This window comes from Flavobacterium sp. F52 (assembly GCF_000278705.1).
GTDB classification, from domain to species: Bacteria; Bacteroidota; Bacteroidia; order Flavobacteriales; family Flavobacteriaceae; genus Flavobacterium; species Flavobacterium anhuiense.
The window spans coordinates 241084-266941 of sequence record NZ_AKZQ01000037.1; the positions used below are offsets into that span (position 1 = coordinate 241084).

Below are 25858 nucleotides of genomic sequence, written 5' to 3' on the forward strand. Positions count from 1 at the left end.
TTATTTAGGCATTGTTATTTTTACTTTAAAACCTTTATTCGGTTCAGTTTCAAAAGTAATAGTTCCTTTTACAGCCAGAATACGGATTTCCATATTTTGAAGACCATTTTTTATAATTTTTGATTTTTCGCAGCCTTTTCCGTTGTCACTGTAATCAATAAGCAGAGAATTTGAGTCCGTATTGAACTTTATAGACACGACAGGAGCTTCACTATGTTTTTTCATATTGACCATTAATTCGTGTAAAACTCGCTGAATGGCAATCTTTTTTAAATCATCAACCGAATCCCAATTTATTTTTTCAACACCATTTATGATAACGTTAGTCTGACTGCTATTATAAGTAGAAAGCATTGCTTTTAAATTGTTCGGAAAATTTGAACTCGTATCTATATCATTGTTTTCTCTAGAAATTCCACGAACGCGTGAGTAAATGTCATCAAGTTTCTGGAGTAAGTTTTCTTTATTGCTTTCGTTGGTTAAAGGCTGAGTTTGCGTGTAAGTAATAGCATGAAAAACATCATTTGCCAGACCGTCATGAATGTCTTTTGCAATTCGGGTTTCTGTACTGTATGCTGTTTTTATTTTCTCAATTCGATTTCGATTCTGATAAAACTTTCTCAAATAAAGCAATAGTAGAAAAAGAGATGAAATGCCTATTATGAAAAATATCTTTTGATATTTAGCTTTCTGAAGCGCAAGCAAATTCTCAGCTTTCTCTAATTTAAGTTTCTGATTTTCGTCTTTTTCTTTTTTGGAATCGTATTTAATTTTAGCGAACTTGTTTTTAAAATTGTTTCTGATTTTGATTATGCTATCATTTAAAGACACGAATTTTTTTGCGTAATAGGAGCTTTTTAGATTTGAATCATTAGAAATCAGATAAGATAAAGCTTTTAAACGTTCATCAATACTATTAGATTCTGTTGCAGTTTTGTAGGCAGTTAGTGCAAATTGATTCGAATTTTGAGAATTAGTTTTAGCATAAAACTCAGCCAGATGTAAATTGCTCTCAATGCTTCCGTAGCGATCATTTAAATTATTTCGTATTTGAAGACTTTCTTCCATGAGTGAAAGTCCCTTTTCAGACATGCCTTTTTTAAAATAAGCAAATCCTAAATTGTCTAGAATTCTGGCTTGGGTTTTTAAAAACAACTTGTCAGTTATTTGCCCTTTGAATAAAATTGATTCTAAAATTAGAATTGCTTTATCATATTTATTTTGCAATATATATATAACAGCAATATTGTTTAAAGGAGCTTTTTTGCAAATAGAATCTTTGCATTCTTTTAAAGCTTCTTTATAGTAATAGACAGCATCTTCATAAATGGAGAGTTCTTTATCTGCTATGCCGAAATAATTATTTATTGCCGCACTATAAACATCTTTTTGGTTAATATATGGTAAGGCTTCTGTAAGAGTTTCTTTGCTTCCGTAATAGTCGCCATTAATCTGTTGAATAGCCGCCATTTGGATAAGATTGTAGACAATATTGGAGCTGTCTTTAAGATTTTCAAATGCTATTTTTGATTTATTAAAATTATAGAAAGCGCTGTTATAATCTTTATTTTGGAACTTTAAAAGAGCTTTATCGCGTATTGCTATAGCCTCATCACTTGTTACGCTATTTTTTGATAAATGATTATTTGTTTCTTTTCGGCAGGAAAGAAACAAAGTTATAAAAAGCAAATAAAAAAACGGGGAACGCAGCATAAAACTTACTTTCCCCGAAAATAGTAATTAATAACTTACTAACTAGTGATGATTATCATTTTTTTGGTGGCGGAGGAACATTGATCGGTTCATCTCCAGGACCATCTGGTTCACTTGCTTGCCCTTCAGTTGGCATTTCTTTTTTTATTTCAGTCTTTTGTTCTGAAGATTCTAGTTCATCTGCAGTACAAGAAAATAATGTAGTTGACAACAGCGCGCACGCTCCCCATAAATATAAAGTTTTCATTTTTTTAAAATTTAAAAGTTGAACATGGGTATTGCTGCCTGAAATCTTTTTTCAGGTTGGTTTTTAAATGGCAATACCAAATTTTGTTTGGGAAGTGAAGTGCGTAGAACAGTAAGATTTTCATCTATACTTCCCGGATAAAATCCATCTTACGGTTTTCCGCACTTGGTACATGAACTAGTTTTGTACATTTGCTTTTGACCTGCAGATCAAAGCGATAACTAATTTTGTTGAGGCAAAGTTATGTTGGGTTTAGGGCTGTAAGGAGCGTAAAGTCAGGAAAGTCGAATATATTTTCTTAAAGTCGGGATAAGTTCCAGAAAGTCATAAAAAGTCGAGGAAAGCACTTTAGAAAAGTTTTAAAAAGTTCAAATGCCTATGCAAACCATTACTTTTGAAGATTATAAAAATGCTATTAAAGCAAAGTATGAAGAGGAAAAAAATGGAGAATATTCAAATAACTTAAATTCTCCTACAGCAGCAAATCTTAGAAATTTGTGCGTCAAAAGATTTGATACAAATAATAATCAAGATGACTTAATTGCCTTTAAATCTTTTTTTGATTTTCCATTTGATAGGAATAAGAAAAACTTATTTGGAGAAGATGAACTGAATAAATTAGAAGCTGTTAAGAGGTTTTTCTTGGGCAAAACAGAAAATCCAGCAGAAGATACTATTCAATTGGCGGCAATATTAGTTGATCTTCAGCCAAGACCTTTTAATGAATATAGAAAGCAACTTAGTGCAGAAGAAAAGAAATTAATAGATGAGTTAAGAGATACTTCGCCTCCACCTAAGAAAGATACGTCGCTTAATACTTTTATTGATAAAATAGAAGACGACGATAATCTAAAAATCGAAGAAGTAGAGCAAACTCCATCTTCAGAATCTGAAATAGCACCAATCCCTATAGCAACTTTTGTTGCGACAGGAAAACCAACAAAATCTAGGATGATAATATATGCAGTAGTTACAGCTTTCTCTGCTGGATTGGCGATAATGATTTATTTTGCTTTCTTTCAAAAACAATGCATGCAATGGTCAAATGATCACTACGAAAAAGTAAGCTGTGATTTGGAAGTAAATGGTCTGGGAAGTTTTAATGTTGTAGAACCTTTTGACAAAACTGTTTTTGACTTAAAAAAAATAAAAGTATGCGATACAACACCATTTTTTAATACAAATGGAGAAGCAATTGTCTGGTATGGCAAAACGGCAAACGGAATAGATTTCTTCAATGGACATGGAAGACATCCCGAGAATAATAGTCCTTTAAGACCTGTAACTAGATATATTTTGAATAAATATGTGAAAAAGTAAAATCTATCGAAAATGCGATTTATGTAAAATATTCGCAGAATCATGAAATTTTTTGTAAGTATATACTTTTAATTTAGCATTATTGAATTAAATTAATAAAAAACAAACAAATCATGAAAAGCAGAAAAATATTATTCGTATTAGCCTTAAGCGCGGGAATGTTCGTAACCTCTTGTAGTAACGACGATAATGAAGGAGAAACAATAGTTCCTATCCAAGGGAAGTATAATCTAAGCAAAACAGGAACAATTGTTAACGGTCAAGAAGTTTTAGTAGATGCTCCACAAAACCAAAGTGGATGCCCTGGAGATTATTTAGAGTTAAAATTAAGTAATGCTGCAGTTATTGGAGATTATGATGGAAGTAATTGTGCTTTAACAGAAACTACTGGTACTTATGTAAGATCTCATAATGATTTGACTATTACTGTTGGAAATGTAAGTTCTACTAGCGATATCATGAATCTTACCAACAAAGAGTTAAAAATTAAAGACAAAACAACAGGTATAATTACTGTTTATACTAGATAAAATTTGTTTTGAGATAATTTCAATTTCCTTTGAAATGGAAAAACGGAAACCGCTTACTTGCAGTTTCCGTTTTTTTTTATATGAATTTGGAATTTAGAATTTAGAATTTAGAAAATCTTATTCTACAGGAATATAAATATCAAAAGAAGCTCCTTGATTTTGAATACCCGAAGCGGTAATGATTCCGTTGTGGTTTTCAATAATTTTTTTTACAATAGCTAATCCTATTCCAGTTCCGTTGTATCGGTCTCTACCATGAAGGCGCTGGAAAACTTCGAATATTTTTTTGTTGTACTGAGCTTCAAAACCAATACCGTTATCTGAAACTTCAATGTGACAATATTTTTTAGCGGGAATCAGTTTTTCATTTTCTAAATCTTTTCCTAATGCAATTTTGCTTTTAATTTTTATTACAATTGGAATATCAGGATTTGAAAATTTTAATGAATTACTGATGAGGTTATAGAGCAACTGCTTGAACTGAAACGGAATGATATTAACTTCAACGCTGTCTTCAATTTCAATTACGGCACTTTTTTGCTCTAGTTCTTCGGTTAAATCTTCCTTTACTTCATTTATAATTTGGGCAAGATCTGTTTTTATGAAAATACGTTCTTGAGCATTTGTTCTTGAATAAGCCAATAAATCATTAATTAAGGTCTGCATTCGCTGTGCTGCGTTCTGCATTCTTTTGAATTTATCTTTTCCGTTTTCTGTTAAATGTTCGGCTTCTTTTTCAATAATTTGAGAAGCAAAAGTCTGTATTTTTCTGAGCGGTTCCTGTAAATCATGACTTGAGATATAAGCAAACGACTGGAGTTCTTTGTTCATTTCTTCCAGCTCATTATTTTTCTGCTCTAGTTCAAGTGCATTCATTTTTAATTTATCATCGGCTTTTTTCTTTTCGGTTAAGTCATGCGTAACTTTTGAAAAACCGATAACGTCACCTTTTTTATTATGCACAGCTGTAATAACTACGCTTGCCCAGAATAAACTTCCGTCTTTACGCGTACGCCAGCCTTCATGAATTACTTTTCCTTTTTCGCGAGCCAACTCCAAAAGTTTCTCGGGCAATTTATTCTTCTGATCTTCATTGGTATAAAAAACAGCAAAATATTTTCCGATAATTTCCTCTGCCTTGTAGCCTTTAATCTTTTCAGCTCCAACATTCCAATTCTCCACAATGCCATTTGGATTCAAGTAGAGTATTGAATATTCTTGAACTTCTTCAACCATTAAATGGTAACGTTCTTCACTTTTTCGAAGTGACTCGTTAATTTGGATTAATTCTCTTGTTCTGGCCGTAACCTGCTGTTCAAGTTCGTGCGTAAAAGCTTTTTCGGTATGAATATCGGTAAAGGCTCCCACCCATTTTACAATTTTATTGTCAGGTCCAAAAACTGGTTCGCCAATAACAGTATGCCATCTGTACGAACCATCTTTTCTTCGCATTCTTACATCACAGCGGTACATTTCTCCTGTTGCTAGCGCATGCTGCCAAATTTTTATATTTTCATCAAAATCATCTGGATGAATCATTTTCTGCCATGACCCTTCAACTCCTGGTTCAATGCCAGTATATTCAAGCCATCTTCCCGAAGTGAAAAGGGCATTTCCATCGGCATCGGTTTCCCAGATTAATTGCGGAATACTTTCGGTAAGCAGTCGGAATCTCTTCTCGCTTTCTTCGATTTTCTTTCTCGCTTCAACTTTCTCCGTGACATCAATAAGCGTCATTCTAATTCCAGAAATCGAATTATCACTTTCGCGGAGCGGTGCAAATTCAAAATCGACATAAAATGGGTTGCCGCTTTTTTCATTTTCAAAAAATAATAATGATTCTGATTCCGAATATACATTTCCAGATTCGTAAACTTTCTTTAATAAATCAGCATATTTTTGTTTTTTCAGCTCTGGAAATATTTCTAGTATTTTTTTTCCTTGAACTTCAGTTTCTTCTTTTTTCCAGATATTATTCAAAAGTACAAAATTGGCCATTTCGATTACAAAATCATTTCCTCGCAAAATGGCTTTTGGAACGGGCGACTGCATAATAAGATTGCGAAGTTTCTTTTCGCTTTCTTCAATCTTCTGCTGGTATTTTTTTTCTTCTGTAATATCTCGAATCGTTCCAATGAGTTTTTCAGGATCATGGTTTTCATCATAAAAAACTTTTCCTTTTCCTTCAATCCAGTGTATTGATTGGTCTTTCCAAATTACACGGACTTCATAATTTAAGAAACCTGTACTTAAAGCTTCCTTAAAGCCTTTATTTCTAATGTGTAAATCATCAGGATGAAGATGAGCCAATAATTCTTCGTGGGTTAATGTCACTTCTTCCTTATAACCGCCAAGAATTTCAAGATATCTCTGAGAATAAGTTGGGATTCTAGTTTTAACATTCAATTCCCATGTACCCAATTCGCTGGCTTCAACTACAATTTTGAGGCGTTCCTCATTTAATTCAATTTTTTTTCTAGCTTCTACTTTTTCAGTGACTTCAGTAGCTGTTACTAAAATTCCAGAAATGTTTCCGTTTTCTTCTTTTAATGGGTGGTAAAGAAAATCAAAATAAGAAGTTTCTATTTTTCCATATCGGTTTAAAGGAACAGGAACTTCAATTCCATGAAAAGGAATTCCGGTATTTAAAACATTGTCCAATAAAGCGCTTACGGTTTCTTTAACTTCTGGAAGAGAATCGTACAATGGTCTGCCAACAAAAGTTTGCTCTTCTTTGTCTACCAATTTTAGATAAGCCTCGTTGGCCATTTCTACAATATATTCTGATCCTCGAAGAATCGTAATTCCAACAGGAGCTTGTCTTACTGTGTCGCGGAAACGCTTGTCGCTTTCCTCGATTTTTTGTTTGGCTAAATATAAATCAGTTATTTCAACCCCAGTATTCATTACGCCATATACATTCCCGTAGTTATCATAAAGTGGCGTAAAGCTGTAGTCAAAATAAGAGGTTTTTAGAACGTTGTCTACAATAAGATTAATTTTTGAATTTTTTGAATGAAAGGGTATTCCTGTTTTGTATACCATTTCTACTTGTTCAAAAATCGGTTCATCCTTTAATTCTGGTAGAATTTCGGTGTATGTTTTTCCAATCACATCGGGACCTTTTCCCCAAATTTTAATTATGGAATCGTTTGCCAATTCAATGCGCATTTCCTTTCCGACATAAACCGCAATCGGAAAAGGGGCATTTTCAACCAGCTGTCTTATCTTTTGTTCGCTTTCTTCTACTTTTGAACGTGCCAGAACCTGAGCGGTAACTTCTGTTGCAATTGCAGCAACGCCAGAAATAGTGCCGTCTTTTTCACGCAAAGCTTCGTAAACAAAATTGATATACGTATTTTCAGTTTGTCCGTTTCGATTTAATTGGACAAAAAACTCTTCTGTAGTAACTTTTTTTCCTGTGGTAAAAACGTTATGAAGAATTTCATCAAAGCCTTGTTTTTTTAATCCTGGCAGAACTTCAAAAATAGGCTTATTTATAACATTTTCTTCTTTTGCTTCCCAAAGCTGCAGCATTTGTTCGTTGACAATTTCAACAACGTGATTTTTCCCTCTAAAAATGCACATTGCCACCGGAGCTTGCATAATATTATTGACAAATCGTGCATTGCTTTCCTGTAAAGCATCTGCGACAATTTTCTTTTCGGTAGTTTCGATAACGGTAACCAAAATTCCGCCAATAGAACCGTCTTCTATTTTTATCGGACTATACGAAAAATCAAAATAACAATCTTCTGTATAGCCATTTCGATGAAGGGAAACTTTAAAATCAGGAAAACTTACCGCTTGTCCCTGTATAACATTGGCAAACATAGGACCAATGGTGTCCCAGATTTCGGCAAATGTATCTTTAGAGCTTCCGCCCAACGCATCCGGATGTTTTGAAGCGCCAAGAATAGGACGAAAAGCATCATTATATAATTGAGTATAATTTTTCCCCCAAGCAATGTACATTCCAAACGGATTGCCTAACATCATCGCAGTCATGGTTTTAAGACTCTGAGGCCATTTTTCGGGATTACCCAAAGGAGTTTGGCTCCAATTTGCGGAACGAATTAATTCTCCCATTTCTCCTCCTTCGGAAAGGAAATAATGTTCCTTTTTTTTATGGCTCATTTCCAAAGAGAGTTAGGGTTGCAGTATGAAATTTGCTCTTTCAGGCTGTGTGAAATTGTTTTCACATGCAATGGTAAGGGCTTTATTTATAACAGATTTCAGTTTAGAAAATTCTCCAGGTTTCCTGATATAATAAGAAGCACCTTGTTGATATAGTCTATTTACTATTTCACTATCCAGTGAAGTAGAGAAAATAATGATGGGCAGATTTTTTAGTTTTTCGTCATTTTTTATTTCATCCAAACATTCCAAGCCATTTTTTCGGGGCATATTAAGATCCAAAAAAACAACTTCTGGAAGATTTACAATATTATTTTTTAAATAATCCATTAATTGTACGCCATCGTGAACCATTAAAAGATCATTGCTGACAGCTATTTCATCGAGAGCTTCTTTAAAGAAAAGGCAGTCGTCTTCGTCATCGTCAGCCAGTAAAAGATGGTAATGCTCCTTACTCATTTTGTAGTCTCCTTAATTTAGGGTTAAGTTTGTTCGGATAAATTTAACTTTTTTCGATAAGATTTCCTGATTTTTTATGAAGAATGTTTTTCAAAGACCTAAAAAAAGCTGTTTTAGAATCTATTTTCTTTCTCTCAAACAATTTTATTTTTAAAATGGCGTTTTATTAATTCTTATTAATTTTTCGCGAGAAAAAATAGTTTTGAGATTTCGTTTCTTTCTAAATACGAATAGCAAAATCGCTGAGAAACCCTTTGAAATCTCACTTTCTGTATTCATAATTTTCCAATTTTAGTGTGTACCGTATCCAAAAAGTGTGAAATAATTATACACTCTTTTTTGAACTTCTTTTTCTAAATAGCTCTTTATCAGTTTAAAATCGTATTGGCACGTCACTTGTAAAAAGTGTTTATGTCAAAATCTTTGATGAGTTTGTTTTTTTATTGTTTCTCGAATAAGAGCCATCAATAAATGAGAAAAGAAAAGATTTTACTAAAAGCCAAATAAGGAAATTAAAAAAGGAGTATAAGCATGAAAAGCGAAACAATTATCTCAGAACAATTTTATGCGAACGGCAGTTCAGCAATCAGCGAAAAAACATTAAATGGTTCTTTTTTCAGAACCAACGAAAGAACAAAAGTGCATGTAGAACGTCCAACGAGCCCTTTTGGATTAGCGGTTCTTGTTGCAACATTTTTATTATTAATTGCTGGATTAGTTTCAGTATTTCTTTTACAAGACGATTTTGAACAATTTCATTTTGAAAGAATTGCTTCGACTTGGGGATTGCCATTTTTAGTAATCACTACCATTTTGTTTTTCTATCAGGCAGGAGTTTTCTTGTACAGCTCTTTCTTGTATTTAAGATATAAAGCAATTCCTTCTGTATCAGATGATTTATTGCCAACCTGTACGATTATCGTTCCGGCATATAACGAAGGAAAATTAGTTTGGGATACTCTATTAAGTCTTGCAGACAGCGATTATCCAGCAGAAAAACTACAGCTTTTAGCAATTGATGATGGAAGTAAAGATGATACTTGGTACTGGATGCAAGAAGCAAAAGCAAAATTGGGAGATCGCGTTACAATTTTCCAGCAGCCAAAAAATCAAGGGAAACGTCAGGCATTATACAGAGGATTTAAATTAGGAACAGGAGAAATATTTGTTACCGTAGACAGCGATTCTATTGTAAAAAAAGATACTTTAAGAAACTTGGTGAGTCCGTTTGTGGTAAACAAAAAATGCGGTGCAGTTGCAGGAAACGTTCAGGTTTTGAACAACAAAAAAGCAATTTTGCCAAAAATGCTAAATGTAAGTTTCGTAATGAGTTTTGAATTTCAGCGTTCTGCAGAAAGCGAGTTGGGATCTGTGTTATGTACGCCGGGAGCTTTGGCAGCGTATAGAAGAGATGCCGTTTTCAACTGTCTCCCAGAATGGATCAATCAGACTTTTATGGGCGAACCTTCAGATATTGGAGAAGACCGTGCTTTGACTAATATGATTTTGAAGCAAGGTTTTGAAGTTAAATTTCAAAGAAATGCCGTTGTATTGACCAATGTACCTGAAGAATACAAAGGTCTGTATAAAATGTTCATAAGATGGGCAAGAAGCAACGTTCGTGAAAACCTAATGATGGCAAAATATGTTTTTACAGATTTTAGAAAAGGATCAAAATTTGGCGCGAGAATGCTATTCTTAAACCAGTTTTTTAAAATTGCAATGACGTATCCTTTTATATTATTTATGTTTTACTTTATTGCGGTTCACCCAGTATTATTTTTAAGTTCAACATTGGTAGCCATTTTAATGTTTTCAACATTTTCTATGGTATTTTATGCAAAAAGATATACGCTTTCAGAATCATTCTGGGCATATTCATATAGTGTTTTTTACACTTTCAGTTTATTCTGGATCGGGCCTTATGCTATTGCAACAGCCAACAAAAAAGGCTGGTTGACAAGAGGCTTATAAATAAGTACACTATTCATTCTATATATAAAACTCCACCCAAGAGAATTACCCGTTGTGAGCATTTGCAGCGGGTTTTTTGATTTAAAAAAAACAACCCACGTTCCGCTAGGAACGTTTCATCGGTAGAATTAAAATGTGGATTGTGGTTACACGTTCCATAGTAACGTTTGATCGGTAAAAAAAGGTAACCAGTGAACCCCGTTCCTCTAGGAACGTCTCGTCGGTAAAAAATGCATGACAATCAAACGTTCCTAAGGAACGTAAAACAATGATGTCAATCCAATTCTAGCGATGAAATGTTCCTACGGAACAAATAATTAAACGTGAAATTGTGTCGAATTTTATATGTTTTTATTTGAATCCAAAGCAGCAATAATCTGCTTTTTCATAGTAGTATTAATATAATCTAAAGCCTCAGCATACGAAATGGCATAACGTCTTTCCATGTTTTGAAAATGTTCTGGAAAACTGTTTAAAATTTTATCATAATAAACATTCAACTGTTTTTCTGACGGCATTTCATATTTCAGACGAAGCTGAAATCTTCGCAATAAAGCACTGTCAATTATCTCATAATGATTGGTAGCGCAAATCAATAAACTATCAGAAGGGAAGTAATCAAAAAGCTGAATAATGGTATTGACCAAACGCCTCATTTCGCCTACATCCTTATCATCGCTGTCTCGGCTTTTTCCGATCTGGTCAAATTCGTCTAAAAATAAAACCGCTCTTTCTCTAATGGCTTTATCAAAAATGGCTTTAAGATTTTTAGAAGTTTCACCAATTCTAGAATCGACAACAGTGCTGAGGTTTACAATAATAATGTTTTTGCCTAACGTATTGGCAATCGCTTTTGCTGTTGTCGTTTTACCACAGCCAGAACTTCCGTGCAATAAAATTTTATTATCAACTTTAAGATTGTACTTTTTTAGTTCTTCGATATATTGATGCTCTTTGATAATCTGAAGCAAAGCAGCTTTGTTTTCATCACTAAAAAATAAATCGTCTAAAGCAATTTTTTCAGTATCAATTACAGTAAGATCATTCAGGTTCATCTGCTTATTATTTGCTACAAAATTAAGTTTTATTCTGCAATGTTTTCGTTCCAGATTTCTTTTCCTAAAAAGCGGTTTCCGAATATCGAAGTGCCAATTCGAACCATATTCGAACCTTCCGCGATAGCAAGTTCCAAATCCTGAGACATTCCCATAGAAAGTTTCAGATTTTGCAAATCGTCAATTCCTTCCGAATAAATTTCATCGCGAATAGTTCTTAAAAGTCTTAGAGACGGAATCATTTTTTCTTTTTCAACATCAAGCAAACCAATAGTCATGAGACCTTTTATATTTAATGTGTCGTAAGTTTTTATTTTTTTGATGAAAGACAAAACCTCTTCTGGAGCTAGACCAAATTTGCTTTCTTCGTAGGAAGTATTGACTTGCACAAAAACATCTAATTTTCTGTTTTGGTTTTGAAGTTGTTTGTGCAATTCATCAGCCAGATTAATTCGATCTAGAGATTGAATGCAAGTCACATACTTCAAGACATCTTTTATTTTATTGGTTTGAAGATGTCCAATAAAATGACGTTCAACTGGAAGATTTTTCAAAACATCATTTTTGTCTCTCAATTCTTGCATTTTGTTTTCTCCCATTAAAGTTTCGCCAGCTTCAATTGCAATACGTATTTTTTCTGCTGGAACCGTTTTAGTTGCCAATAAAAGCTGAACATCAGCAGTGTTTCTGCCGGCAATTTTGCAGGCATTTTCGATACGCTGGCGCACTTTAGTTAAATTAAAAATAATTTCGCTTTCCATATTGCAAAACTATGCCTAAACAGCAAAATTCTGCTGGACCAGTATATTTCAAAAAATGAAAAAACTGGATGATTTTCAACTTTTAAATGGAACGTAAATTTGCATTATAAAACTTAGTCCCTTAGCGACTTAGTAGCTTATAACCTTAAAAATAAAAAAATGAAAATAGCAGTTTGGGATACTTATGTAACCCGCAAAGACGGAAAAATTATGCACTTTGATATTTTGGTAGATGAAAATGTTAATGATGCAGAACAGGTATATGAATACGGTAAAAAATATCTAAAAAGTGTAGCGCAAGAAGGACAGACTTTATCTTCTAAAGAATGCCGTTTCTGTCACATTGATAAAGCGCCGATTGAAGTTGAAAATCAGATTCGGGCAAATGGGTTTTCTATTATTGAAATGGAGAATTGCAATTAAATTAATTTGCAAGACTGATAACTAGAAAGTCTTCGACTCCGCTCAGCCAGACAATCTTCATGTCACCCTGAGCGAAGTCAAAGGGCTTTTTATAGCAATTTTGAAAGTACGCTTATTCCTTCCTCCATTTGTTTTTCTGAGAGTGAAGCATATCCTAGACGAAAACCTTTGATAGTCTCATCAAAACTAAATCGGTTTGGGCTCATAATCTGAATGCCTTGCGATTTTAGCTTTTCAAAAACTTCAAGAACATTAATTTCTTCTTTTGGAACAATCCAAAATGCAAGTCCGCCTTCAGGTTTTGTAAAGGTGATTTTATCTTTCAGATATTGATTTAGCAGACTTTCAAAATAATCTCTTTTGTTTTTGTAAACCAAATTGGCTTTTTTGAGATGACGCTTTATTTTCCCTTCATTGATGAGGTTCAAAATCGCCTCTTCCATAATATTATCGCCCTGAACATCTATTATTTTTCTATGGTTTCCGATTTTCTGAATGTTTTCATGAGAACTCGCCAGATATCCAATACGAAGCGCAGGAGCAACAATTTTGCTGAAAGTGCCAATGTAAATATAGTTTTTCAAAACCGAATAACTGGAAATCGGAAGTATTGGGCGCTGTCCAAAATGAAATTCATTATCGTAATCGTCTTCAATAATTGTAAAATTATATTGATTAGAAAGTTCAATCAGTTTCAATCTCTTTTTTAAAGAAAGCGTTACCGTGGTCGGAAATTGATGATGAGGTGTAACGTAAATTGCTTTTATGCCTGAATGTTTTTCAAGATATTTTTCTACTTGATCGATATCCAATCCGTCTGAGTTTACATTTACGGGAAGTAATGTTGCGCCTGCATTTTCAAAAGCTTCCCAAGCAGGTTTGTACCCCGGATTTTCGACCAAAACAAAATCGCCTGATTTTAAAATGCAATGCGAGGCAAGATACATCGCCATCTGGCTTCCCCGCGTAATGCAGATTTGATCGTAAGAAATACTCATACCACGTTTAAAATTCAGCATTTGAGCAATCGATTTTCTAAATTCCAAATTTCCCAATTCGCTGCTGTAACCCATAATCTGCCAACGCGATTTTCGACTAAACAATTCGCGATATGCTCTTGCCAGATCATTCATTGGTGCAAGGCGGCTATCGGGAAGTCCGTCATCAAAAACTAAAAAACTTTTAGATTCCTCTGTTTTAATTTTCAGATCTTTTTTGTTTTCTGCATGATTGATCTGTGGAAGTGACTGTGTTACAAAAGTTCCCTTTCGGTCGATTGTCACGAGCCAGCCTTCGGCAATTAAAACATCTAAAGCTTCTACAACTGTGTTTCGGTTTACTTTCAATAATTCGGCGAGCTGTCTGCTTCCTGGTAATGCATTGCCGCTTACCAATTTTCCAGTTTTTATGGCATCTATTACAGCATCGGCAATTTGCAGGTAAATGGCTTTATCTGATTTTTTATCAAGCTGAATTTCTAATGGCCACGGTCGAAGCATCTGGACTGTTTTTGTTTGGTAAATAAATATATTTTGCTAGTCCAAAAATACAATAATTATCATTAGAGTATTTTTAATAGTATAGTGGCGAAAAAAATAAGCCTCAAATTCAGTACTTTAAATAGCTTTTGTTATTTTTAAAAATGAAAATTTAAAACCATAACAATGAACGATCTGCTTCGGAAATTTTTAGGACAATTCAATAGGTTTAAGCCTTCAGATATTGATCTAATTATTGAAAACACAACAATCGAATTTTTTAAAAAAGGCGATTTTGTAGTTACAGAAGGCCAGATTAGCGATAAATGTTATTTGGTTTTAAAAGGCTGTTTAAGACAATTCAAAATGATTGATGGAGTCGAAAAAACCTCGGGTTTTTTTATAGAAGAAATGCCTTTAGTGATTTATTCCAGCTACTTAGATGGAAAACCTTCTGAATTTAACATCCAATGTCTTGAAGACACCATTTTAGTGAGTGGCAGTCGAGAAAAAGAATTAGAAATGCAGTTAAAAAGCCCAATATTGGAGCATATAACTTCGTTGATCATGGTTTCAGATTATCGAAAAGCAGAACGTTATATTGCTTTGCTAAACAATTACAATCCAGAAGAACGTTATCTGATATTCATGAAATCGAATCCTAATTTTTTAAATCGAATACCGCTCGTTCATATTGCCAGTTACTTAAGTATTACGCCCGAATCATTGAGCAGAATTAGAAAAAGGATAGTTCAGAAATGAGTTTGTTTTTATAGCTAAAACTTATTACAAGTAGCTATCGCGAATCTGTTTTACCCGAGTTCGTTTTTATATTTAAAATAAAATCCAGTGCAAATAATTCCGATTGCAATTTCGGATATCGCCGCATTTAGAATTGTTGGACTTGGAACTCCATCAACAATTGTAGCATATAAGCGAGAAAATCCGTAAGCGAAATACAGTAAAATTGCTGTTTGCAGAGAAATTTTTGTAAATGAAGATTTGAATGCTCCCGTAACAATTACAATTCCAAATGCAATCAGCGTTCCGCCCGAAGAACGGATTTCGCTCAACAGACTAAAATCATTTTCGTTAAGATAAATACCTGCTGAAGCTTCAAAAGTTATCGGAAAAAATAAAAGCGCGATCCCAATCGAAAAACCAATAAGTCCGACAATAAAAAGTAAAATTTTAAGATAGATTGATGATTTCATAAAATGTATTTTGAGTTTTAGGTTAATAATTCTCAAAAGTAATGGCTATGAAAAAGTTAAGACCTTGACTTAAGATAAGAAAATAAGGAGAGCAATTTTTTATTTAAGAAATTTTGAGTTAAAAAAAGGAAGCCTGAAAAACTCAATTTTAGATTTAAAGAAATTGGCTACGTCTTTTTTTGAAATTTAATAAAAATACAATTTTAACGTAAAAAGAAGTTGTTTTGGAGATTTTAGAAAATTCATTTTATTTTAATTGTGAATTTTATTTATGTTTAAAAAACAAGCTGATTTTGTTGGTGAAATTAGAATTTCTTTAAACTAAATCTGCTGTTAAAATTAAGATTTATCAGAAACGCAATTCTCTGAGACTAAGAACAAATTAGGATTATTAACGGAATTTATTAAGTTTGTTGCGAATTATTCAATCTCCATAAACTTCCATCATTGCCAAATTCTATCTTAAATCAGGATCAGATTTTAATCGATCGTCTTCGCGGCGGCGATGAATCGGCATTGACAGAATTGTATAATACATTTTGGCAGGCACTTTTTATGTCAGCGTATAATGTCATTAAAGACAAAGAATTGTGCGAAGATATTATTCAGGATATTTTTATGAATATCTGGCACAATCGCGAAAAAATCGAAATTCATATTTCGCTAAAAGGATATATGTACGCCTGCGCGAGATATCAGGTTTTTAATCATCTGAGAAAAAATAAAGACAAAGTTCATGTAGAACTTTTTGATGATTTAGAAAAACGTTTCTTGTCTACAACTCCAGAAACACAGTTAATGCACGACGAATTGGTGCAACAGCTGAATTTAATAATCAAATCGCTTCCAGAAAAATGCAAGGCAGTTTATAAACTAAGCCGTGAAGAACAGCTGAGTCATAAAGAAATTGCCGAACGGCTTAATATTTCTACAAAAACAGTCGAAAACCACATTACAAAAGCATTGCATACCATTCGCACTTCGATGGGCGAAAGCATGAGTATGGCGATGATTTTGTGGCTCTCAAAAAATATCTTTTAGCGGAAATAAAAAAATGCAGTGGTTGGGGTGATGATGTGTGGTTTTTTCTTCTTTTTAATTCTTTTTCAAAAAAAAATCAAAAAAAAACAATTTGGACTAGGGGGTATATTCCTTTTTGGTTACTTATCTCATATACTCCCGAAATAATACAATAAAAAATGAAAAAAGAGGATTTCTTACTGTTATTAAATAGATATCTTTCCGGTGATACCAATCTCGAGGAGAATAATAAATTATTGAATTATTACGAAAGTTTCCAAACCGATAAGGATTGGGACGAAACTTTGGGCTCTAAGGAAGAACTCGAACTTAAAATGAGAACGCGTCTTCAAAACGCCATTCAATCTGAAGAATCTAAAATCATATCAATTCAGCCATTTTATACCAAAACATCTTTCAAATTGATTGCCATGGCGGCATCATTATTATTGCTGATTTCAATTTCATTAATAATAAATAAAACAAATCCGCTTAGGATTGAAACACCGCAAGTGGCGCACAAAGAAATTTTAATTGGAAGCGATAAAGCCACTCTAACTCTAGAAGACGGTTCTGTAATTGCATTAGAAAAAGGAAAATCATACACCAAAGGAAATGCTTCTAGTAATGGAGAAAAGTTAATTTACAATTCCAACGGAAAATCTGCCGCAATTGCCAATAACCTTTTAACGATTCCAAGAGGCGGGCAATTTTTTGTGCAGCTGGCAGACAGTACTAAAGTCTGGCTGAATTCTGAATCGCAATTAAAATACCCAGTTGCTTTTGTTGACGGCCAGACCAGACAAGTTGAATTGGTTTATGGAGAAGCATATTTTGAAGTTTCGCCAAGTACCAAACATAAGGGTTCAAGATTTAAAGTTAAAACTCAAGAACAGAATGTTGAGGTTATTGGAACTGAATTTAATATTAAGGCATACAGAGACGAACCTGCCATTTATACCACTTTGGTACAAGGAGTTGTTGCTGTGAGCAATGCCGCTAAAAAGCAAATTCTGACTCCAAGCCAGCAGTCTAAAATAACGGAGTATAACGGAAATATCAGTGTTTCTGAAGTCGATGTTTACAATGAAATTTCTTGGAGAAAAGGCTTATTTGTATTCAAGGGAATGCCTTTAAAAGATATTGCAAGAGTATTGTCAAGATGGTACGATGTTGATATTGTATTTGCAGATCCAGCGCTTGGCAATGTTAAGTTTAATGGGGTTTTAAATAAGAATCAGAAATTAGAAGACATATTAACCACGATCAAGAATATCAATTTTATTAATGCCTATGAAAAGAAAGACAATAAAATTATAATCAAATAAAAAAAGAAAAGGGATTAAAGTTTAGACCTCTCACCGTACTGCGCTTTATCCCTTTCTGTGTATCAACCAGTAAGTCAGTTTTATTAACCAACCACCAATTAACATGTAAATTTATGAAATTTAAATTAACCAGTGCCTATTTCTATTTTAGAAAGCGGCTAATTATTAACATTATGAGAACTTTTATCTTCTTGTTTTGTACTACAATTTTTGGTTTTTCTCCCGTAAATCTATTTTCACAAAACACGAAAGTTGTAATTACAGCTGATAAAACAGTATCTGTTGACGAAGTTTTTGACATTATTAAAAAACAGACCAACTATACTTTTATTTATCAGGAAGATTTATTTAAAAAATTACCTAAAGTACATTTAAAAAAGGGAAAAATTAAAGTGAATGATTTATTGGAAGCCAGTTTTTCCAATAAGGATTTTGATTTTAGTTTTTCTGCTGGAAATACAATTATTGTAAAAGAGAAAAAAGCAACCGAAAAAGTTGTAGCTCCAGAATCCAAATTTATTGAAATTAAAGGAACTGTTACCAATGATAAGGGAGAGCCTATTCCAGGAGTAAATATCAAAGTAAAAGGCACAGGTGTTGCTACCCAAACCGATTTTGATGGTAAATATACCATTACAGCTCCAGATGATGGACAAATTCTCTTTACCTATATCGGACATCGTGCGCAAGTTATTGAAGTTAATAACAGAAAAATAATCAATGTAAAACTTCAGGAAGAACGAAAAGAGCTTGAAGGAGTTGTTGTAAATACAGGGGTTACTGTTCGTAAAAAAGAATTGATAACTGGTGCTGTAACTATTTTTAAAGGTGAGGAATTAAGACAGGTGTCTACGCAAAATGCGGTTCAGGCTTTAAAATCATTAGATCCGTCTTTTATTGTTGTAAATAATAATATTGCGGGTTCAAACCCAAATATTTTGCCAACTATAGAGGTGAGAGGGCAGACGAGTTTAACAGCAAATCAGGTTGATAGTCAGTTTAGAGACGATCCGAATCAGCCTCTATTTATTTTGGACGGATTTCCAACCACATTACAGCAGGTTGTCGATTTAGATATTAATAGAATTGCGAGCATCACTTTATTAAAAGATGCGGCTTCGACTGCATTGTACGGTTCTCGTTCTGCAAATGGTGTTGTGGTTATTGAAACAAACAAACCAATACCTGGAAAATTGCAGTTTAATTATGTGTATAATTCATCTTACGAATTAGCAGATTTAAGTGTTTATCATTTAATGAATGCCGAGCAAAAACTGGAGTTTGAAAGACTTTCTGGAGCATTTATTGTTAAGGATGGAACTACTGAAACAACGCCATTAACTTGGGATAAAGAATATAACAGACGTCTTGCAGCAGTGCGTAGTGGTGTAAATACGTATTGGTTAAACGAGCCAATTCAGATGGGGATTACTTCTGGCCACAGTTTGAATTTTGGCGGAGGTTCTGATGAATTTAGATTTAATATTGCTGGAAATTACAAAACGCTTACTGGAACAATGAAAGGTTCTGAGCATGATACTTGGGGCTACAACACGACTTTAACTTACAGAAAAAACAAATTAAGTCTTAACAACCAGTTTTTTGTATCTGGAGGAACGAATCAGGAATCTCCATATGGTTCATTTGAAATTTGGGCAAAAGCAAGTCCATATTATCCAAAATATAACGAGAACGGAATCATAACACGTTATATGGACGGAAGTTCATTACCTTTAACGAGTTTGCAAACTATTGTAAACCATCCTGCAAATCCGCTTTACAATGTATTTTTAGGAAGTTTTGATAAAGGAAAAAATTTTGATTTTACCAATAACTTTGCGATCAATTACGATATAACTCCGCATATTAAAGCAACTGGAGCTTTGTCTGTTTCGAGATTAGATAGCCACAATACGGTTTTTGTTTCTCCAGACGATACGCGCTTTGTAAATAATATTTCAACAGAAAAAGGATCGTACAGCAGTTACGAAGCTATTACAGATAAGTGGAATGCAAATCTTGGCGCAACTTATTCTAATGTTTTTAAAAGTGTCCACTCTTTCAACTATACCATACGAGCTCAGGCTTTAGAAACAAAAAACAACTCGTACACAACAACTTTAAGAGGGTTTCCTCTTGGCGTTGGCGGAAATCCTTCGTTTGCTTTTGGATATGAACCAAATGGAAAACCAATTGTTTTTACCGAATTGATAAGAAGTGTCGATTTAACCAATCAGATTAACTACGCTTATGACCGCAGATTTTTATTCGATTTTACTCAGACCATTTCTGGAGCAACAAACTTCGGAACAAACAAAAAATACTCGCCCTATTGGGGGATTGGTTTTGGATGGAATTTGAACAATGAGTTTAAAATGAACCAAGATATTGTCAATATTTTTAAAATACGCGCCAATATTGGTCAGACCGGAAACCAGAATTTGGTTGGTTTTGCTTCTTATGATGTATATGCTTATAATGCAAATACAAACGTTTTTGGGGCAGGATTGGGGGTTTCTCAAATTGCAAACCCAAATTTAGAGGCGCAAAGAACCAAAGATTTGTCTTTAGGATTGGATCTGGCTATGTTTAGAAACAGATTAACGATGACTTTGGGTGCGTACAAACGTAAAACGTCTCCTCAGATTGTAGCTATTGATCTTGCCGCTTCAACAGGACTTAATGGTTATCCCTTAAATGTGGGATATTTAACTACACAAGGCTTGGAGTTAAAAATGAACTACAATTTCATCTACGATTTAAGCCGAAATTTTGTTTGGGGAATTGGATTAATGGGAACTACTGGAGACAATGAATTAGGAGGTTTTGGTAATGCATTATCTTCTCTAAACTCTGAAGCGCAAAAAACAACCAGCTTAACGAGATATTATGATGGAGCAAGCAGCAATGATCTTTGGGCTGTGCCTTCATTAGGAATTGATCCTGCAACAGGTAGAGAAGTTTTCTTAAAGAAAAATGGCCAGACCACTTTTGATTTAGATAAAAAAGATGAAGTTGTAATGGGAAATTCTAGAGAAACGGCTACAGGAGTGGTTTCAACAAACTTAAATTACAAAGGATTTAGTTTCGGATTGTTTGTACGTTACAGCTTTGGGGCAGAAAGATTTAACTCTGCCTTGTACAACAAAGTAGAAAATATATCAAGAGACAATATTTTTGATAATCAAGATGTGCGAGCTTTCACAGACCGTTGGACAACTCCGGGTCAAATGGCACAATTTAAAGCAATTGGCTTAACCAATAATACGCCAATTTCATCACGTTTTATACAAAAAGACGATTATATCTCTGGAGAATCTATTCGTTTAGGCTACCGTGTTACAGATAGAGCTTGGTTAAAAAGAGCGGGTCTGACCGCATTAGGATTTAATGCTTTGGCAAACGAATTCTTCAGAGTTTCAACAATTAAAGCAGAACGTGGTATTGATTATCCTTTCTCAAGAATATATTCTTTGAGTCTTAATTTATCATTTTAATAAAGAGATTATGAACAAGTATTTATATAAAATTACCTTCCTTTTGCTTACATCTTTTACTGTGGTAAGCTGCAGTGATTTTTTGGATGTTGCACCACAAGATAAAATTTTAGAAGATCAGGCTTACAGCTCGGAAGCAGGTGTGCAGAATGTACATAACGGACTTTATCTTCAGCTTGCGACAAACAATCTTTACGGCAGACAGTTAACTATGGATGCAGTGGAGATTTTAGGGCAGCAGTATAATATGTCTGGATCACATGTTAAAAACAAAATATCGACGTATTCGTATGAAGAAACGCTTTCTAAAAATACTTTTGCTGGAATTTGGCAAAGTGCATTTACAACCGTTTTGTCTGCAAATAAATTTTTAGAGAGTATTGATGAACATCCTGAAGTTATTTCAGCCGAAAAAGCAGCTATTTTAAAAGGAGAAGCAATCGCCATTCGTGCAATGATACATTTTGACATGTTAAGAATGTATGGGCCAATTTACAAAGTAGCGCCGGCAGATCCATCAATACCTTATTATGATGCTGCCGTAACTGTAAATAAACCGCTTTTGCCAGCTCAAGATGTTATTGCCAAAATCATAGCCGATTTAGATGCTGCAATTGTACTTTTAGCAAAAGATCCCATATTGACTACAGGAAGATATATTGGTTCTACTGAATTTGATTCTAATCCGTATTATTCTGTAAATCGCGGACAAAGAATGAATATATTGGCGGTAAAATGTTTAAAAGCAAGAGTTTTGTTATACGCTGGAGATAAAACGGGAGCTTATGCTGTAGCAACTGAAGTTATAAATTTCGTAAAAGGACAGCCTGTTATTACTTGGACTCCATTCTTAGAAGCTACTAATACTTCTAATCCAGATCGTATTTTTTCTTCAGAAAACTTCTTTGCTCTTAGCGATCAGACTTTGTATATCGAGCAAAAAGCACTTTTTGATTCTAGCTTAGATGATTTTAATATTTATGCTCCAATGTTAAGTAGAATTAATGCCGTTTTTGAATCTAATGATAATGATTACAGAAGTTTGCCAAGCTGGAAAATTCCAATTTCGGGAGGAAAAACCCAGAAGACATTTTTTAAATATGAAGACGTAACAGACAAAACGAAACTTTTCCGTTTTCAGATTCCGATGTTTAAACTTTCAGAACTGTATCTTATTGCAGCAGAAACAGCGCCAGTTCCAGCAGATGGTATTGCTTTTTTAAACACGCTTCGATTTAATAGAGGTTTGACCAATTTAGCAGCTACTGCAGTGTTAGCTACAGAAATTACAAAAGAGTATAGAAAAGAATTTATTGGCGAAGGGCAATTGTTCTTCTATTACAAAAGAATCAATTCTACTGCAATTCCAAATGGTAATGCATCTTCAGGAAATGTTACCATGAATGCGGTTAAGTACGTGGTGCCATTGCCAGACAGTGAAATTAATTTTCAAAACTAAAAAAAGTAATCATGAAAAAAATATTGATTTTAGGTATCACTTTTCTATCGCTGTTAGGATTGACATCATGTGATAAAGAAGAAATTGAAGTTTATTCAGATACAGATAACATTTATTTCTCGCGTGCTATATTTCCAGAATATAAAAACGGACCGCTTATAGACAGTACAGGCTTTAGTTTTGGTTTGGATAAGGTAGCCATTGTAGAAAGAATTTATCCTCTTGCGATACGTGTGCAAGGAAAAGTAAGCAATGTAGATCGAGCTGTTAAACTTACAGTTGACCCAACAAGTACAGCCGTTTTAGGCACTCATTTTATATTGCCAGAAAATATTGTAATGCATGCAGGGAAAGAATTAGACACTGTTTTTATCAGAGTGCTTAGAACCCCTGATATGAAAGATAAAGATTTGACAATGGTATTAAATCTGGAAGAAAATGAATTTTTTACCACCAACATGCAATCAAAGGTAACGAATGTTCTTACTGGTAAAACTAGAAGCTATATTCGTTTTAAATTGTCATTTAATGACAAATTATCAACACCAATTGGATGGCAACAAGGCATGTTTGGTGTGTTTACCGCTAAAAAATTCTTTTTAATGTGTGAGCTTATGAATCTTGAACCAGAAATGTTTAATCAGACTCCAGGTTCCACAGGACTTTCAATTCCTGAAGTGCAATATTATGCAAGTTTTATGAGACGTTATCTGGCTGATCAGAAAGCCAACGGCAATACTATTTATGAGGAAGACGGAAAAGAAATGCTATTTCCATAAAAACCATTCTCTAATTTAAAATATAAAGCGATGTTTAAAAATATAAAAATACAAGCAGCTGTAATAGCGCTTCTCTTTTTAGCTTACGGTTGTGTAAGTGATGAGGGAAATTACGATTACGAAAAGATAAATGAGCTTGAAGTAACTGGAATACAAAATGAATACACTGTTTACACTGGAGACTATTTTAAGATTGCACCACAAATAAATCCGACTTTAGATGACGGCTCAGATTCTGATCGTTATGAATATAAGTGGGTCGTAGTAAATCCATTAAAATTGGCCATTGAAGCTAGAACTACTATTGCTACAACAAAAAATCTTGACGGTATTTTAAAATTACCGCCAGCAAGATACGATCTATATTATTTCGTGAAGGATAAAGTAACAGGGGTAAACTGGCAACAGCCTATTATTACATTAAATGTGGTCTCTTCTATTTATGAAGGCTGGCTGGTTGTTGGAGATGTAGATGGAAAAGCTCGCTTGGATATGGTTTCGATAATTCCAGGTGTTGCACAGCCGCGAATTATCAATGATGTTTTAGATGCGGCTGGGTCTGCACTGAAATTAAGCGGAAAAGCTGTAGATGTAGATTGTTTTAGTACTCCTTTACCAGGAACTGTTATTTATGGAGTTTATGTTACGGCTTCAGAATCAGGAACGGCAAGATTGGAACCAGATTCTTTTGAATGGAATCAGACCATGAATTTAGCTTATGAAACAGTTGGTGGAGCTTTTCCAACAAACTTTGGAATAGATTTTATGAAGTCTCCTTCTTCAGGTGAGAATTTCATTTATAAAGATGGTAATATCTATTATTTTAATAGAACACAGCAAATTAGATACGGATTGCCACAAAATAAAGTAGATCTCGAAACTAAGAATTTCTATGCAGCGCCTTTTATTGCTGAATACGGCTCAACAGGAACTCCAGTATTTTTTGATGTTGAGAAACATCGTTTTCTACGCTTTAGTTATTCAAAAGGAACTTGTTCTGCGATGCCTCCAGTTACGGCTTCAGCAACAGCATTAGATTGGAACAATACAAACTGTGATCTGGTCTACATGACTGCTTCAAATTTCAATTTGAATGAAAGTTTTGCAGTATTAAAAAACCTTTCAACAGGCAAATTCTATTTGCTTCGTTTTAATAGTACTGCTGTACAAACTTATTATAAAGAAATGTTGAATGCTCCAGATTTAGACAAAGCAACAAAATTTGCCGTAAGCCCAGATGCTGGATATTTGTTTTATACGGTTGGCAACAAAGTCTATGAGTATGACAGCGGCACACAATCTGCAAAATTAATGTTAGATAAAGGCAGTGAAGAAATTACTTATCTAGGTTTCAGCAAAAGAGGGAAAAAAGAGATTATCAGTAAATTAATTGTCGGTTCGTACAGTTCAACAGGAAAATTAGAATTGTACACCGTGCCGCCTGTAAACGGAAATTTAATTTTGGAAAGCAGTTATTCTGGCCTATGCAAAATTGTTGATGTTACATATCGCGTGAGATAATTATAAAACCTAAAAACCAAACCGAATGAAGAGTAAACTTAATTCTTCATTCGGTTTCTAAAAACCACATTTTATGAAACGATTTATTAGAATCGCAAGCGCAGTTTTGCTGCTTGCCTGTCCATCTATTGCCTTAAAAGCACAAGCGCAATCCACTCAAGAAAGTTGGGAACAAGCTAAAAAACAAGCGCAAACAGAGAAAAAATTAATTTTTGTCGATTTGTATTTTACAGGCTGTATGCCATGCGCGCAAATGGATAAAGAAGTGTTTCCTGATCCAAAAGTAACAGCACTTTTAAACGCTGATTTTGTCACTTTCAAATCAGATATTTTGAAAGAAGAAATCGGTAAAAAGCTATGCATGAAATATGGCGTTACCGGATTTCCAACTTTTTTATTGATGAATGCCGACGGAAAAATAATTGACATTGCAGGCGGTTTTCATAACGTAGAGCAATTTACAGCTTTACTTCAAAACGCAAAAGAAGCGGCTAAAAAAGGGATTTTCAAAAAGTATAGTCCTGAAATCAATGAAAATGATTATCCTGATTTTTACAAACAAGCGTATTTAAACGGAAAAAGAAATGTTCCTTTCGATGTGATCGATACATATTTAAAATCTAAAGATTCTTCTGATGAAATTTCTTTTGTAATTGTTACTGGATTGCGAGTTGGAAAACAATATGATGATGCATTTCTTTTCAATAGTAAAAAACTGGCGAAAGATTACGGAACATGGAATGTGACAACACACGTATTTTCCATTTTACAGCGCAAGAAAAAAGAATTCGAAAAAAAGAACGATTTAAAAGGATTTACAGAATTAGTAAATGAATCTAAAGAACTCTATACGCCAGAAGAATTCACAAAATATTCGGGCATTTTATTAAAAGATTTTGGAGTAGAAAAAGTGGTAGTTAATCCGTCGGCTTCACACAAGTAA

Annotated in this window: 21 protein-coding genes; 12 read left to right on the plus strand and 9 right to left on the minus strand. The window is 33.9% G+C overall.

From position 1 onward, the window contains the following. The gene (locus FF52_RS19645) at positions 1–1713 is read right to left on the minus strand and encodes a tetratricopeptide repeat-containing sensor histidine kinase (protein WP_008468318.1); all 1713 of its coding nucleotides are present in this window, start codon (positions 1711–1713) and stop codon (positions 1–3) included. A gap of 55 nt (positions 1714–1768) precedes the next feature. Beyond that, positions 1769–1960: a hypothetical protein gene (locus FF52_RS19650; protein ID WP_008468321.1), complete on the minus strand. Its 192-nt coding sequence runs from the start codon at positions 1958–1960 to the stop codon at positions 1769–1771. Between the two features lie 378 nt (positions 1961–2338). Between FF52_RS19650 and FF52_RS23225 the strand changes: the two genes are divergently transcribed. Both FF52_RS23225 and FF52_RS19660 read left to right on the plus strand, forming a co-directional pair. After that, entirely contained in the window at positions 2339–3280 is a 942-nt protein-coding gene (locus FF52_RS23225; protein WP_008468323.1) for a hypothetical protein, read from the plus strand. Between the two features lie 113 nt (positions 3281–3393). After that, positions 3394–3810 (plus strand): lipocalin family protein, encoded by a 417-nt coding sequence (locus FF52_RS19660; RefSeq protein WP_008468325.1) that lies wholly within the window; start codon positions 3394–3396, stop codon positions 3808–3810. Between the two features lie 117 nt (positions 3811–3927). Here the strand turns inward: FF52_RS19660 and FF52_RS19665 are convergent, their stop codons facing one another. From FF52_RS19665 to FF52_RS23980, 3 genes are all read right to left on the minus strand, one after another. Further along, a complete protein-coding gene (locus tag FF52_RS19665) occupies positions 3928–7947 on the minus strand; it encodes a PAS domain S-box protein (protein WP_008468326.1) in 4020 nt (1339 codons plus the stop codon). Positions 7948–7959: 12 nt separating this feature from the next. Beyond that, a complete protein-coding gene (locus FF52_RS19670; RefSeq protein WP_008468327.1) occupies positions 7960–8406 on the minus strand; it encodes a response regulator in 447 nt (148 codons plus the stop codon). Positions 8407–8556: 150 nt separating this feature from the next. Continuing rightward, positions 8557–8685 (minus strand): hypothetical protein, encoded by a 129-nt coding sequence (locus tag FF52_RS23980; protein WP_262486388.1) that lies wholly within the window; start codon positions 8683–8685, stop codon positions 8557–8559. Positions 8686–8937: 252 nt separating this feature from the next. On the opposite strand from FF52_RS23980, the gene FF52_RS19675 reads away from it, so the two are divergent. Next, complete coding sequence (locus FF52_RS19675) at positions 8938–10380, plus strand: glycosyltransferase (RefSeq protein WP_008468328.1); 1443 nt, start codon at positions 8938–8940, stop codon at positions 10378–10380. 341 nt (positions 10381–10721) lie between these two features. Here the strand turns inward: FF52_RS19675 and FF52_RS19680 are convergent, their stop codons facing one another. Both FF52_RS19680 and FF52_RS19685 read right to left on the minus strand, forming a co-directional pair. Then, a complete protein-coding gene (locus FF52_RS19680) occupies positions 10722–11435 on the minus strand; it encodes an AAA family ATPase (RefSeq protein ID WP_008468329.1) in 714 nt (237 codons plus the stop codon). Positions 11436–11464: 29 nt separating this feature from the next. Further along, a complete protein-coding gene (locus tag FF52_RS19685) occupies positions 11465–12196 on the minus strand; it encodes a YggS family pyridoxal phosphate-dependent enzyme (protein WP_008468330.1) in 732 nt (243 codons plus the stop codon). A 159-nt stretch (positions 12197–12355) separates the two neighbouring features. Between FF52_RS19685 and FF52_RS19690 the strand changes: the two genes are divergently transcribed. Continuing rightward, complete coding sequence (locus tag FF52_RS19690; protein WP_008468331.1) at positions 12356–12619, plus strand: DUF2024 family protein; 264 nt, start codon at positions 12356–12358, stop codon at positions 12617–12619. An 89-nt stretch (positions 12620–12708) separates the two neighbouring features. Here FF52_RS19690 and FF52_RS19695 read toward each other — a convergent pair whose 3' ends face one another. Further along, complete coding sequence (locus FF52_RS19695; RefSeq protein ID WP_008468333.1) at positions 12709–14118, minus strand: PLP-dependent aminotransferase family protein; 1410 nt, start codon at positions 14116–14118, stop codon at positions 12709–12711. Between the two features lie 165 nt (positions 14119–14283). Between FF52_RS19695 and FF52_RS19700 the strand changes: the two genes are divergently transcribed. Next, positions 14284–14859: a Crp/Fnr family transcriptional regulator gene (locus tag FF52_RS19700; protein WP_008468335.1), complete on the plus strand. Its 576-nt coding sequence runs from the start codon at positions 14284–14286 to the stop codon at positions 14857–14859. A gap of 50 nt (positions 14860–14909) precedes the next feature. On the opposite strand, the gene FF52_RS19705 is transcribed toward FF52_RS19700, so the two are convergent. Continuing rightward, entirely contained in the window at positions 14910–15311 is a 402-nt protein-coding gene (locus FF52_RS19705) for a DUF4345 domain-containing protein (protein WP_008468336.1), read from the minus strand. A gap of 447 nt (positions 15312–15758) precedes the next feature. On the opposite strand from FF52_RS19705, the gene FF52_RS19710 reads away from it, so the two are divergent. The 7 genes from FF52_RS19710 (at position 15759) to FF52_RS23230 (ending at position 25858) form a co-directional block, all read left to right on the plus strand. Beyond that, positions 15759–16352, plus strand: a complete 594-nt coding sequence (locus FF52_RS19710; protein ID WP_008468337.1) for an RNA polymerase sigma factor — start codon at positions 15759–15761, stop codon at positions 16350–16352. Positions 16353–16510: 158 nt separating this feature from the next. Next, positions 16511–17659 (plus strand): FecR family protein, encoded by a 1149-nt coding sequence (locus tag FF52_RS19715; protein WP_008468338.1) that lies wholly within the window; start codon positions 16511–16513, stop codon positions 17657–17659. Positions 17660–17832: 173 nt separating this feature from the next. Further along, positions 17833–21156, plus strand: a complete 3324-nt coding sequence (locus FF52_RS19720) for a SusC/RagA family TonB-linked outer membrane protein (RefSeq protein WP_008468340.1) — start codon at positions 17833–17835, stop codon at positions 21154–21156. Positions 21157–21166: 10 nt separating this feature from the next. After that, a complete protein-coding gene (locus FF52_RS19725) occupies positions 21167–22615 on the plus strand; it encodes a RagB/SusD family nutrient uptake outer membrane protein (protein WP_008468341.1) in 1449 nt (482 codons plus the stop codon). Between the two features lie 11 nt (positions 22616–22626). Next, the gene (locus FF52_RS19730; protein ID WP_008468342.1) at positions 22627–23394 is read left to right on the plus strand and encodes a DUF4843 domain-containing protein; all 768 of its coding nucleotides are present in this window, start codon (positions 22627–22629) and stop codon (positions 23392–23394) included. A gap of 30 nt (positions 23395–23424) precedes the next feature. Further along, a complete protein-coding gene (locus tag FF52_RS19735) occupies positions 23425–24915 on the plus strand; it encodes a PKD-like family lipoprotein (protein ID WP_008468343.1) in 1491 nt (496 codons plus the stop codon). A 73-nt stretch (positions 24916–24988) separates the two neighbouring features. Next, complete coding sequence (locus tag FF52_RS23230; protein WP_008468344.1) at positions 24989–25858, plus strand: thioredoxin family protein; 870 nt, start codon at positions 24989–24991, stop codon at positions 25856–25858.